This window comes from Enterobacter sp. BNK-29, assembly GCF_048684785.1.
Lineage (GTDB): Bacteria > Pseudomonadota > Gammaproteobacteria > Enterobacterales > Enterobacteriaceae > Enterobacter > Enterobacter cloacae_M.
Map to the genome: position 1 here is coordinate 3,391,612 of NZ_JBLQTU010000001.1, position 12,215 is coordinate 3,403,826.

At 56.8% G+C, this 12,215-nt stretch carries 13 protein-coding genes and 1 riboswitch; of the genes, 8 read left to right on the top strand and 5 right to left on the bottom strand.

Annotated features, from left to right (window positions below; all coding sequences use genetic code 11):
• The first annotated feature begins 695 nt into the window (after positions 1 to 695).
• Positions 696 to 2,711 carry an excinuclease ABC subunit UvrB gene (gene uvrB / locus ACMGGX_RS16200; RefSeq protein WP_029742168.1) on the top strand — a complete coding sequence of 672 codons (2,016 nt, stop codon included), beginning with the start codon at positions 696 to 698 and terminating at the stop codon, positions 2,709 to 2,711.
• 72 nt (positions 2,712 to 2,783) lie between these two features.
• On the opposite strand, the gene yvcK is transcribed toward uvrB, so the two are convergent.
• Positions 2,784 to 3,692 carry a uridine diphosphate-N-acetylglucosamine-binding protein YvcK gene (gene yvcK, locus ACMGGX_RS16205; RefSeq protein WP_023310851.1) on the bottom strand — a complete coding sequence of 303 codons (909 nt, stop codon included), beginning with the start codon at positions 3,690 to 3,692 and terminating at the stop codon, positions 2,784 to 2,786.
• A 225-nt stretch (positions 3,693 to 3,917) separates the two neighbouring features.
• Positions 3,918 to 4,051: riboswitch (molybdenum cofactor riboswitch) on the top strand.
• Here yvcK and moaA point away from each other — a divergent pair.
• The 6 genes from moaA to ACMGGX_RS16235 all read left to right on the top strand — a co-directional run bounded on the left by moaA (position 4,039) and on the right by ACMGGX_RS16235 (position 7,518).
• The gene (gene moaA / locus ACMGGX_RS16210) at positions 4,039 to 5,028 is read left to right on the top strand and encodes a GTP 3',8-cyclase MoaA (protein ID WP_420298603.1); all 990 of its coding nucleotides are present in this window, start codon (positions 4,039 to 4,041) and stop codon (positions 5,026 to 5,028) included. Its footprint overlaps the riboswitch before it by 13 nt.
• A gap of 24 nt (positions 5,029 to 5,052) precedes the next feature.
• The gene (gene moaB, locus ACMGGX_RS16215; RefSeq protein ID WP_047648328.1) at positions 5,053 to 5,565 is read left to right on the top strand and encodes a molybdenum cofactor biosynthesis protein B; all 513 of its coding nucleotides are present in this window, start codon (positions 5,053 to 5,055) and stop codon (positions 5,563 to 5,565) included.
• 3 nt (positions 5,566 to 5,568) lie between these two features.
• Positions 5,569 to 6,054 carry a cyclic pyranopterin monophosphate synthase MoaC gene (moaC, locus tag ACMGGX_RS16220; RefSeq protein ID WP_008501142.1) on the top strand — a complete coding sequence of 162 codons (486 nt, stop codon included), beginning with the start codon at positions 5,569 to 5,571 and terminating at the stop codon, positions 6,052 to 6,054.
• Positions 6,047 to 6,292, top strand: a complete 246-nt coding sequence (gene moaD / locus ACMGGX_RS16225; RefSeq protein ID WP_023310854.1) for a molybdopterin synthase sulfur carrier subunit — start codon at positions 6,047 to 6,049, stop codon at positions 6,290 to 6,292. Before moaC ends, moaD begins: the two co-directional genes overlap by 8 nt.
• Position 6,293: 1 nt before the next feature.
• Positions 6,294 to 6,746, top strand: coding sequence for a molybdopterin synthase catalytic subunit MoaE (gene moaE / locus ACMGGX_RS16230; protein WP_181594640.1), 453 nt, complete (start codon positions 6,294 to 6,296; stop codon positions 6,744 to 6,746).
• Positions 6,747 to 6,810: 64 nt separating this feature from the next.
• Complete coding sequence (locus ACMGGX_RS16235; RefSeq protein ID WP_047347027.1) at positions 6,811 to 7,518, top strand: Bax inhibitor-1 family protein; 708 nt, start codon at positions 6,811 to 6,813, stop codon at positions 7,516 to 7,518.
• A gap of 125 nt (positions 7,519 to 7,643) precedes the next feature.
• Here ACMGGX_RS16235 and ACMGGX_RS16240 read toward each other — a convergent pair whose 3' ends face one another.
• From ACMGGX_RS16240 to ACMGGX_RS16250, 3 genes are read right to left on the bottom strand one after another with little or no spacing between them, the layout of a single operon-like run.
• Positions 7,644 to 8,606 carry a lysylphosphatidylglycerol synthase domain-containing protein gene (locus tag ACMGGX_RS16240; protein WP_301510899.1) on the bottom strand — a complete coding sequence of 321 codons (963 nt, stop codon included), beginning with the start codon at positions 8,604 to 8,606 and terminating at the stop codon, positions 7,644 to 7,646.
• Positions 8,606 to 9,844, bottom strand: coding sequence for a cardiolipin synthase ClsB (clsB, locus tag ACMGGX_RS16245; RefSeq protein ID WP_126795086.1), 1,239 nt, complete (start codon positions 9,842 to 9,844; stop codon positions 8,606 to 8,608). Before clsB ends, ACMGGX_RS16240 begins: the two co-directional genes overlap by 1 nt.
• Positions 9,841 to 10,602: an endonuclease/exonuclease/phosphatase family protein gene (locus ACMGGX_RS16250; RefSeq protein ID WP_023334979.1), complete on the bottom strand. Its 762-nt coding sequence runs from the start codon at positions 10,600 to 10,602 to the stop codon at positions 9,841 to 9,843. Before ACMGGX_RS16250 ends, clsB begins: the two co-directional genes overlap by 4 nt.
• 133 nt (positions 10,603 to 10,735) lie before the next feature.
• Here ACMGGX_RS16250 and ACMGGX_RS16255 point away from each other — a divergent pair, with 133 nt between their 5' ends.
• Positions 10,736 to 11,146: a YbhQ family protein gene (locus ACMGGX_RS16255; protein ID WP_014883088.1), complete on the top strand. Its 411-nt coding sequence runs from the start codon at positions 10,736 to 10,738 to the stop codon at positions 11,144 to 11,146.
• Here ACMGGX_RS16255 and ACMGGX_RS16260 read toward each other — a convergent pair.
• On the bottom strand, positions 11,108 to 12,214 hold the full coding sequence (locus ACMGGX_RS16260) for an ABC transporter permease (RefSeq protein ID WP_023310860.1): 1,107 nt from the start codon (positions 12,212 to 12,214) through the stop codon (positions 11,108 to 11,110). The genes ACMGGX_RS16255 and ACMGGX_RS16260 overlap by 39 nt on opposite strands.
• Position 12,215 lies beyond the last annotated feature (1 nt).

Below are 12,215 nucleotides of genomic sequence, written 5' to 3' on the forward strand. Positions count from 1 at the left end.
TGCCAGAAACCGAAAAGTGTTCAAAAAAACGGCTTTTTTAGGAATAAGTCACCAGAGAGGGGCTGAGAAAAAAGGGAATTGCACATCGACGGTGCTGGTGGTGGTGAGTTGTGGTGCAGAACCCGAAATGATGAAAATGTGAGCAAGATCCCATCGGTTGGTTATGAATGACGCAACTGTTAATCATCAAAAAATAGCTATAAAAATTTTTTACTGCCGTCTCGTGGGAAAAACCGGGAATTTGCCGAGCGCCAGTCTGCATGGGCTGGAAGCAGTTATCCACTATTCCTGTGGATAACCATGTGCATTAGAGTTAGAAAACACGCGATAAGCGAGAGAAGACGCGGCTTACGCCCAAATTGGCGCGAAACGCGGCTTTAGAAAATATCGTTTATTATTTAATTGCTTAGATAAAAGCAATTCCCGTCATGAAAGTGTCACCGGTTGCCACAAAACTATCATTACCTGGCTTGACAAATGTTAAAAAAGAAAAAGTTCTGGGGATAACCTGACCTGACTGGTGTTTTATATTGTCACAGTCCAAATTTTGGCCGCTATCGCGCTAATCATTCAGGCGCTATGCTAAATATCCTGACATGCCACTGGTTTTTCATCCAGTGTTTTTTACTGGCATTCCTGGCAACAACGAGTAAAATTACTCTCCTGCCGCTTATAACGTCATCAGGTTGTCGCCCATGAGTAAACCGTTCAAATTGAATTCTGCTTTCCGTCCATCTGGCGATCAGCCTGAGGCGATCCGTCGTCTGGAAGAGGGGCTGGAAGACGGGCTGGCGCACCAGACGCTGCTGGGGGTAACCGGCTCGGGTAAAACGTTCACCATCGCCAACGTGATTGCGGATCTCCAGCGCCCAACGATGGTGCTGGCACCCAACAAAACCCTGGCCGCGCAGCTTTATGGCGAGATGAAAGAGTTCTTCCCGGAAAACGCGGTGGAGTATTTCGTCTCCTACTACGATTACTACCAGCCTGAAGCCTACGTACCGAGCTCTGACACCTTCATCGAGAAGGATGCCTCGGTGAACGAACACATCGAGCAGATGCGTCTGTCGGCCACGAAGGCGCTTCTGGAGCGTCGCGATGTTGTCGTCGTCGCGTCGGTTTCCGCGATCTACGGTCTGGGCGATCCGGATCTTTATCTCAAGATGATGCTGCACCTGACGCAGGGGATGATTATCGACCAGCGCGCCATCGTTCGCCGTCTGGCGGAGCTGCAGTACGCCCGTAACGATCAGGCGTTCCAGCGCGGGACGTTCCGGGTGCGTGGTGAAGTGATCGACATCTTCCCGGCGGAATCGGACGATATGGCGCTGCGCGTCGAGCTGTTTGACGAAGAGGTTGAACGCCTGTCGCTCTTCGACCCGCTGACCGGACACGTTGAATCAGTGATCCAGCGCTTCACCATCTACCCGAAAACGCACTACGTGACGCCGCGCGAACGTATCGTGCAGGCGATGGAAGAGATCAAAGTGGAGCTGGCCGAGCGCCGTAAGGTGCTGCTGGCGAACAATAAGCTGCTGGAAGAGCAGCGCCTCAGCCAGCGCACCCAGTTCGACCTTGAGATGATGAACGAGCTGGGCTATTGCTCCGGCATTGAAAACTACTCGCGCTTCCTCTCCGGGCGCGGGCCGGGCGAGCCGCCGCCGACGCTGTTTGACTACCTTCCGGCAGACGGTTTGCTGGTGATCGACGAATCCCACGTCACGATCCCGCAGATCGGCGGGATGTACCGCGGTGACCGGGCGCGTAAAGAGACGCTGGTAGAGTACGGGTTCCGCCTGCCGTCAGCGCTGGATAACCGTCCGATGAAGTTTGAAGAGTTTGAGGCATTAGCGCCGCAAACCATTTACGTCTCGGCCACGCCGGGCAACTACGAGCTGGAGAAATCCGGTGAAGACGTTGTCGATCAGGTTGTGCGTCCGACCGGGTTGCTCGACCCAATTATTGAAGTTCGTCCAGTGGCTACGCAGGTGGACGATCTGCTCTCTGAAATTCGCGCCCGTTCCGCCATCAACGAGCGCGTGCTGGTGACCACGCTCACCAAGCGTATGGCGGAAGACCTCACCGAGTATCTCGAAGAGCACGGCGAGAAGGTGCGTTATCTGCATTCGGATATCGACACCGTGGAGCGCATGGAGATTATCCGCGATCTGCGTCTGGGTGAGTTTGACGTGCTGGTGGGGATCAACCTGCTGCGAGAAGGTCTGGACATGCCGGAAGTCTCGCTGGTGGCGATTCTGGATGCGGACAAAGAGGGCTTCCTGCGTTCTGAACGCTCCCTGATCCAGACCATCGGCCGTGCGGCGCGTAACGTCAACGGTAAAGCGATTCTGTACGGTGACAAAATCACCCCGTCGATGGCGAAAGCGATTGGCGAAACGGAGCGCCGCCGCGAGAAACAGCAGCGCTACAACGAAGAGCACGGCATTACCCCGCAGGGGCTGAACAAGAAGGTGGTGGATATTCTGGCGCTGGGTCAGAACATTGCCAAAACCAAAGCGAAGGGTCGCGGCAAGGCGCGTTCAGTGGTGGAAGAAGATACCGTCGTGCTGACGCCGAAAGCGCTGCAGCAGAAAATCCACGAGCTGGAAGGGCAGATGATGCAGCACGCTCAGAACCTGGAGTTCGAAGAGGCGGCGCAGATCCGCGACCAGCTTCATCAGCTGCGGGATCTTTTCATTGCGGCATCGTGAGTAAAGCGTTGTTTTCTCCCTCTCCCCGTGGGAGAGGGCTGGGGTGAGGGCAACAGGCCGCACAAAACGAACCTAACCCAGCGCCTGAATCGCCTTCTCCAGCGCCTCGCGCAACAGGTGACGGTCATGGCGATATTTAATGTCACTCGCTTCCAGCGGCTCCTGCACCACCACGCGGTCGCCAATACCCGACACATCCACCTTCGGCCCGACCACGACGCCGTCGATAATTTTTTTACCGACGTACTGCTCCATTAATTCAAGTTTATCTGCCAGCGACAGGCTCGCCGCCGCCGGACTCAGTTCACGTCCCAGGTTACCGATGTAAACCATCGGGGCAGGGGTGCGGCGCAGCGCCTGCGCCAGCTCTTTCACCAGCAGAATGGGCATCAGGCTGGTATAAAAACTGCCCGGACCGATCAGGATAAGATCCGCTTCTCCGATGGCCTCCACCGCTTCTCGCGTGGCGGGCACGCTCGGATAGGTCATTAACTCCGTGGGTGGCAGAATGAGCTGGTCAATATTCACCTCGCCGTAAACTTCATGCCCTTCGGCGTCGATGGCCATCAAGTCTACCGGTTGTTCTGACATGGGGATCAGGAATGCGTCCACTTTGAGCAGATTACGGATCAAGTTGATGGCTTCCAGAGGCCGTACGCTCAGGTGATCGAGCGCCTTTAACATCAGATTTCCGAGGTTATGTCCGGAAAGTTCGCCATTACCGCCAAAACGGTACTCAAACATCGCCGACGCGACGCTTGGCTCGGTAATTAACTGGTTCAGGCAGTTGCGCATGTCTCCCCAGGCAATGCCGCCTTCGGCACGACGAATGCGTCCGGTTGAGCCGCCGTTATCGGTGGTGGTCACTATCCCTGTCAGCCTTGAGCCGAGTGACGACAAAGAGGACATAACCCGGCCTAAGCCGTGTCCTCCGCCAAGAGCGACCACTCGGTCAAGATCCGCAAAAGTGCGATTGCGCATACGTATTCCTTATCTCGTTCGATCGCGTAACAGTAACCTAACTACCCCTAAAAGACGATGCCTCACCCGATGCAAAATGACGTATATCAATGTGAAAATGCGGTTTTTAGGTATTCTGTAGCGAAAATGCAGGATCGATTCGCTATATAGATAATTATATAGCGAAAGGCGATAATGGCGCCGTGAGAATTTCCGCGCTACTATCGCCCTAACCACGTTTTCAAAATTGAAAACATACACTCTAGCCCTTGTGCCTGTGTCGAAAGATATGGCGCTCTGGCCGTGGCGAATTTGCCACCAGGGTACAGAAAGAAATGACTGTGCCTCCCGATCTGGAAAGGTGTACATGGCTTCACAACTTACTGATGCTTTCGCGCGTAAGTTTTATTACTTACGTCTGTCGATTACCGATGTGTGCAACTTCCGTTGCACCTACTGCCTGCCCGATGGCTACAAACCGGGCAGCGTCACCAATAACGGCTTTCTCTCCGTGGATGAAGTGCGCCGCGTCACGCGCGCCTTCTCTGAGCTCGGCACCGAAAAAGTGCGTCTGACCGGCGGCGAACCCTCTCTGCGTCGCGATTTCCCCGACATCATTGCCGCCGTGCGTGAAAACGAACGCATCCGCCAGATTGCGGTGACCACCAACGGTTACCGCATGGCGCGTGACGTGGCGAACTGGCGCGATGCGGGGCTGACGGCGATCAACGTCAGCGTCGATAGCCTTGACGCCCGTCAGTTCCACGCCATTACCGGCCAGGATAAATTTCATCAGGTCATGGACGGCATTGACGCCGCGTTCACGGCGGGCTTCGAAAAAGTCAAAGTCAACACGGTGCTGATGCGCGATGTAAACCATCATCAGCTGGACACCTTCCTGGCGTGGATTAAATCACGCCCCATTCAGCTGCGTTTTATCGAGCTGATGGAAACCGGCGAGGGCAGCGAACTGTTCCGTCGCCATCACATCTCCGGCATGGTGCTGCGCGACGAGCTGCTGAAACGCGGCTGGATCCATCAAATCCGCCAGCGAAGCGACGGCCCGGCGCAGGTCTTCTGTCACCCGGATTACGAAGGTGAGATTGGGCTGATCATGCCCTATGAGAAAGACTTCTGCGCCAGCTGCAACCGCCTGCGCGTCTCCTCCGTTGGCAAGCTCCATCTTTGCCTGTTCGGCGACGGCGGCGTGGATCTTCGCGATCTGCTGGAAGACGATGCGCAGCAGGACGCGCTTGAAGCACGCATTTCTGACGCGCTGACGCATAAAAAACAGACCCACTTCCTGCATCAGGGCAATACCGGCATTACTCAGAACCTGTCTTACATCGGCGGGTAATCAGGCTTAAGAAGGAATCAGAAGATGAGTCAGGTAAGCGCAGAATTTATCCCGACACGCATTGCTATCCTTACCGTTTCCGACCGCCGGGGCGAAGAGGATGATACCTCCGGCCACTGGCTGCGCGAGGCGGCCCATGACGCGGGGCATCACATCGTCGATAAAGCGATCGTGAAGGAGAACCGCTACGCCATTCGCGCTCAGGTTTCGCAGTGGATTGCCAGCGATGAGGTGCAGGTGGTGCTGATCACCGGCGGCACCGGCTTTACCACAGGCGATCAGGCTCCCGAAGCGCTGATCCCGCTGTTCGACCGCGAGGTAGAAGGCTTCGGCGAAGTGTTCCGCATGCTCTCCTTTGAAGAGATTGGTACCTCCACGCTCCAGTCGCGCGCCGTTGCCGGGGTGGCTAACAAAACCCTGATTTTCGCTATGCCGGGCTCGACCAAAGCCTGCCGCACCGCGTGGGAAAACATTATCGCTCCGCAGCTGGATGCCCGTACCCGTCCGTGTAATTTCCATCCCCATTTAAAGAAATAAGCTATGTCACAACTGACCCACATTAACGCCGCCGGCGAAGCGCATATGGTGGACGTCTCCGCCAAAGCGGAGACGGTGCGCGAGGCGCGCGCGGAAGCGTTCGTCACCATGCTGCCGGAGACCCTGGCGATGATTATCGACGGCAGCCACCACAAGGGCGACGTCTTTGCCACCGCCCGTATCGCCGGTATTCAGGCCGCCAAACGGACCTGGGATCTCATTCCGCTGTGCCATCCGCTGATGCTGAGCAAGGTGGAAGTGAACCTGCAGGCGCAGCCGGAGCATAATCGCGTGCGCATTGAGTCACTCTGCCGCTTAACCGGCAAAACCGGCGTGGAGATGGAGGCGCTGACGGCGGCCTCAGTCGCCGCGCTGACCATCTACGACATGTGCAAAGCGGTGCAGAAAGATATGGTGATTGGCCCGGTTCGCCTGCTGGCAAAAAGCGGCGGCAAATCCGGTGATTTTAAGGTGGATAGCCATGATTAAGGTGCTCTTTTTTGCGCAGGTGCGCGAGCTGGTGAATACCGACAGCCTGACGCTGGACGCGTCCTTCGAAAACGTCGCGGCCTTGCGCGCGCATCTGGCGGCACAAAGCGACCGCTGGGCGCTGGCGCTGGACGAAGGCAAGCTGCTGGCCGCCGTTAACCAGACGCTGGTGGAATTCACCCATCCGCTGAACGCAGGGGATGAAGTGGCCTTCTTCCCGCCGGTTACGGGGGGCTAAGATGGCTGAAACCCGAATTCTGGTAGGTCCCGAGCGTTTTAACGTGGGGACCGAATACAGCTGGCTGGCGGAACGCGATGAAGACGGCGCGGTCGTCACCTTCACCGGCAAAGTGCGCAATCACAATCTCGGTGACAGCGTGAAGGCACTGACGCTGGAGCACTATCCGGGGATGACCGAGAAATCGCTGGCGGAGATTGTCGACGAGGCGCGAGGCCGCTGGCCGCTTGGCCGCGTCACGGTTATTCACCGCATCGGCGAGATGTGGCCTGGCGAAGAGATTGTCTTCGTCGGGGTGACCAGCGCGCACCGCAGCAGCGCGTTTGCGGCAGGGGAGTTCATTATGGATTACCTCAAAACCAAAGCGCCGTTCTGGAAGCGCGAAGCCACGCCGGAAGGTGACCGCTGGGTAGAATCTCGCGACAGCGATAAACAAGCTGCCAGCCGTTGGTAGTCGGTTTACGTGGATGTGTTAATCTTAACGTGTGTGTCTACTTAAACTTAATCAGGAGTGAATCATGGACCGATTTCCGCGTTCCGATTCAATAGTACAGCAGACCCGTAGCGGCCTGCAGACGTATATGGCTCAGGTGTACGGCTGGATGACGGTTGGCCTGCTGCTTACCGCGTTTATCGCGTGGTATGCGGCGAACACGCCTGAACTGATGATGTTTATCTTCTCCAGCAAAATTACCTTCTTTGGGCTGATTATCGCGCAGCTGGCGCTGGTGTTTGTGCTTTCGGGTCTGGTGCAAAAGCTGAGTGCCGGAATGGCGACCACGCTGTTTATGCTCTATTCAGCGCTAACGGGGCTGACTCTTTCCAGTATTTTCATCGTCTACACCTACTCCTCCATCGCCAGTACCTTCGTGGTGGCGGGCGGGATGTTCGGTGCGATGAGTCTCTACGGTTACACCACGAAGCGCGATCTGAGCGGCTTCGGCAGCATGCTGTTTATGGGGCTGATTGGGATTGTGCTGGCGTCGCTGGTGAACCTGTGGCTGAAGAGCGAAGCGCTGATGTGGGCTGTGACCTACATTGGAGTGGTGATCTTCGTTGGGTTGACGGCGTATGACACCCAGAAGCTGAAAAACATCGGCGAGCAGATCGACGTACGCGACAGTTCAAACCTGCGCAAATACGCGATCCTGGGCGCGCTGACGCTGTATCTGGACTTCATCAACCTGTTCCTGATGCTGCTGCGGATTTTAGGCAACCGTCGTTAAATACCGACCCTCACCCTAACCCTCTCCCATAGGGAGAGGGGATTGCACGGTGCGGGCTTTTCTCCCTCTCCCTGTGGGAGAGGGCCGGGGTGAGGGCATCAGACCGCCGCGCTGGCCGACTAAAATTATTTCGCCATTACCTTCTCGTTCTTCGCTCTCAGCTTTTTCGCCCGACTCTCCAGTACCAGATAACAGACCGTTGCCAGCGCCAGCGGCAGGAAGTAATACAGCATGCGGTACGCCAGCAGGGCGGCGATAATCGTTCCCTGAGAGACATGCTCCCCGGCCAGCAAAGCGATAAAGACCGCCTCCAGCACGCCGATCCCCGCCGGAATATGCACAATCACGCCCGCAATACTACTCACCAGCAGCACGCCCAGCACGAAGAAGTAGTTCACGTCCTCGCCAATCAGCAGCCAGATAATGGCCCCCATTGCCATCCAGTTGGCGCTGGAGACCGCCATCTGCAGCACCGCAAACTTCCACGAGGGCAGCACCAGCTTTTGCCCCTTGATGGTCATATGACGGCGTTTAGCAAACGCGCAGGCCCACAGATAAACAGCGATAATCAGCAGCAGCACAATGCCCAAAATGCGCAGCGTGGCCTCATCGATATACCAGTGCGCGGGCAGCTGCACCACGCCGATGGTGAAGATCACCCCTCCGAGCAGAATATAGCCCAGCCAGTTGGTGGTGATGCTTAACGAGAAAATGCGCGTGATGGTCCCGCCCGGCAGGCCGAGCCGCGAGTAGAGGCGATAGCGCATGCCAATGCCGCCGACCCAGGTGCTCAGCGTCAGGTTGAAGGCGTAGCAGATAAACGACACCAGCATAACCTGACGTTTGGCCAGCTTGTGGCCGCAGTAAGCGCGGCCCAGCAGGTCATAGCAGCCGTACATCAGGTAGCTGACAATAACCAGCCCCACAGCGCCCAGCAGCACCATCCGGTTATAGTTGCGGATGACTTTCCACACCTCTTCCCAGTCAACTTTCTGCGCGTAGACCACCAGCAGAACCGCAACTGCAATAAAAAACAGCCACGTCAGGATTTTTTTTGCCAGCCGCCAGCGCGGATGCGATTTCGACATCAGGGTTTGCCTCCGTCTTCCGCTTCAATACGGTCCTGGGTTTCCATTTCGGGTTGTACCGGCGGGTCCACCTGCGCAAGCTTAGGCGTATGCGCCGGCAGCCAGCCGACCATGGCCGGGAAATGACGCAGAAAGTGGAACACCACCACGCTGATGCCCAGATTCCACCAGGTGCGTTTGGGAACCATGGATTCGTCCACGCGCACGCAGTCGTTAACGATTAGCGCCTGCAGGTTATCCCGCAGGGTCTGATTAAACTGGCGATCGTGAATGATCAGGTTAGCCTCGAGATTGAGCGATAAGCTCAGCGGATCGAGATTGCTGGAACCCACGGTGGCCCAGTGATCGTCCATCAGCGCCACTTTGCCGTGCAGCGGTCGGCGGCGATATTCGTAGATCTGTACGCCGCCCTTCACCAGATAGTTATACAGCAGCCGTGCGCCCACTTTGACAATCGGCATATCCGGCTCGCCCTGCACAATCAGCTTCACGCGTACCCCGCGCCGGGCCGCATTGCGCATGGCGTGCAGCAGACGGTAGCCCGGGAAAAAGTAGGCGTTGGCGATGATGACCTCGCGCTTCGCGTTGGCGAGCATCTTGAGATAATGACGTTCAATGTCGTCCCGGTGCTCGCCGTTATCCCGCCAGACGAAAAGGGCCTGCGCTTCGCCGGGCTTGCGGTTCTCTTCCGGGCGATGGCGACGTTTCCACCAGCGGCGAACGGCCTCTTTACCCGGCAGGTTCTCCAGTTCAAAGAGCAAAATGTCCTGCACCACCGGGCCTTCAATGCGAATGGCGTAGTCCTGCTTCGCCTCCGGGCCGTAGTCGGACATATGCTCAGCGGAGTAGTTAATGCCGCCGACAAACGCCACCGTCTCATCCACCACCACAATTTTGCGGTGCATCCGGCGGAAAAGATTGGTACGCATGCCGAACAGGCGAGGGCCGGGATCGTAGTAGCGGAACACCACGCCCGCGGAGGTCAATTCATTCACAAACGCATCGCTGAGATCCGGCGAGCCATAGCCATCAAGCAATACTTCAATTTTGACGCCGCGCCGGGCGGCCCGCAGCAGCACGCTGTGCAACTGCTTGCCCACGTCGTCTTCGAACCAGATAAAGGTTTCGAGGATTACCTTCTGCTGAGCATGGTCAATTGCTTTAAACACGGCCGGATAATACTCGTCCCCGTTGACCAGCAGCGTGATCCGATTGCCTTCCTGCCAGGAGCATTTCATAGGTGGATCTCCGCGCTGAGCGGGGCGTGGTCGGAAAGATGTCGCCAGTTAAGAAGCGCCAGTGCGGTTGGGCTGCTGGCGTGGGCATTTTTCACGTAGATGCGGTCAAGCCGAAGCAGCGGGAAACGGACCGGGAAGGTGCGCGCAGGCCTGCCGTTGGCGCGAGTAAAAATCTCCTCCAGCCCGGCATCTACCTTCAGCGGATGGTTTGCCCGCTGTCGCCAGTCGTTGAAATCGCCCGCCACCACCACCGGTTCACCTTCGGGAAGCGCGTTGGCCCATTCGGCCAGCATTTTCAGCTGCGCCTGACGATGGGCTTCGCGAAGGCCCAGATGAACACAGCCGACATGGACTGGTCGCTCGAGGTCTGGCGGCGTAATGCGGCAGTAAAGCAGGCCGCGTTTTTCGCTTTCCCCGACGGAAACGTCGCGGTTTTCGTAATGTTCAATAGGGTAACGGGACAGTACCGCGTTTCCATGATGTCCTTCCGGGTAGACCGCGTTGCGGCCGTAGGCGTAGTCACTCCACATGGTGTCGGCCAGAAATTCATAGTGCGGCGTGTCGGGCCAGTTCTCAAAGTGGAGCGGATGCACTTCGTGTGCGCCCATCACCTCCTGCAGGCAGACAATATCCGCGCTGACGGTGCGTACCGCGTCGCGCAGCTCCGGTAAAATGAAGCGGCGATTAAATGCTGTGAAGCCCTTATGAATGTTTATCGTCAGCACCTTAAGCGAGAAATGCTGCATTTTTTGAGTCATAAGCTCCTTCCTGAGTGACTATCCCAATGAAAATAAAGTGTAGTCGTCGTCACAAAAAGATGCGGCGTTACGGAATTTTCCGTAAAGTGCGGTAGTCTGATTAAGCAGAGAAAAATCCTTCAGGAGAGAAGCCATGAAGTGGCAACAACGTGTTCGTGTCGCAACTGGCCTGAGTTGCTGGCAGATAATGTTGCATTTACTGGTCGTGGCCGTACTGGTGATGGGCTGGATGAGCGGCACGCTGGTGCGTGTTGGCCTGGGGCTATGCGTCCTTTATGGCGTCACCGTGCTGTCGATGCTGTTCCTACAGCGCCACCATGAAGCGCGCTGGCGCGAGGTGGGTGATGTGCTCGAAGAGCTCACCACCACCTGGTATTTTGGCGCGGCGATGATCGTGCTTTGGCTGCTGTCGCGCGTGCTGCAAAACAACCTGCTGCTGGCCCTGGCGGGTCTGGCTATCCTCGCAGGGCCTGCGGTCGTCTCGCTGCTGACCAAAGAGAAAAAGCTACGCAATGTTGCGTCTAAACATCGCGTACGCCACTGAGCCCGTCGTGGCCGCTATGACCAGTAGCGGCCACAAACTTCCCCAGACAATATCCAGACTCGCATCCTTCAGATAGATTTGCTTGGTGATGTCCGTAAAGTGCCGAATCGGGTTTACCCACGTCAGATCCTGTAGCCACACCGGCATGTTCTCGACGGGTGAAACATAACCCGAGAGCAAAATCGCGGGCATCATAAAGACGAATACCCCAATAAACGCCTGCTGCTGCGTCGAGCAGAGCGCCGAGATCAGCAGTCCAAATCCCACCAGCGACAGCCCGTAAATCACCATAGTGAAGTAAAACAGCGCCAGCGAACCGGCAAACGGGATTTGGTAGGCCCAAATGCCTACCCCCAACACGATGGTGGCCTGGAACGTCGCGACGATCAGCGCCGGGACCGCTTTGCCGACGAAAATTTGCCAGGTGGCGAGCGGGGAGACCAGCAGCTGGTCCAGCGTGCCCTGTTCGCGCTCGCGGGCGACGGAAAGGGAAGTCACGATCATCACCCCAATAGTGGTAATCATGGCGATCAGCGACGGCACCACGAACCACTTGTAGTCCAGGTTCGGGTTGTACCAGTTACGCACCACCAGCTCGCTGTTGTTGGGCTTCGGTTTGCCCTCCATCAGCTCCTGCTGGTAATCCTTCACCACCTGCTGCAGGTAGTTGGCGGCTATCTGGGCGCTGTTGGAGTTACGCCCGTCGAGGATCAGCTGCATCGGCGCGGTCTGGAAGGTATCCAGATTGCGGGAGAAATCCGCCGGGAACCGCACCAGCAGCAGCGCTTTTTGCGTGTCAATGGTGGGCTGGATTTCCTGCGGGCTTTTCAGCAGCAGGATGTGGGTAAAGGCTTTTGCACGGGCAAAGCGCTGCGTCAGCTCGACGGAATGTTTGCCGTTATCTTCGTTGTAAATGGCAATGGTGGCGTTGGTCACCTCAAGGGTGGCGGCAAACGGGAACAGCAAAACCTGGATCAGCACCGGCAAGACCAGAATGGCGCGGGTTTGCGGCTCGCGCAGCAGGGATTGCAGCTCTTTGCGTATCAACGTCCATAATCGGTGAAACATG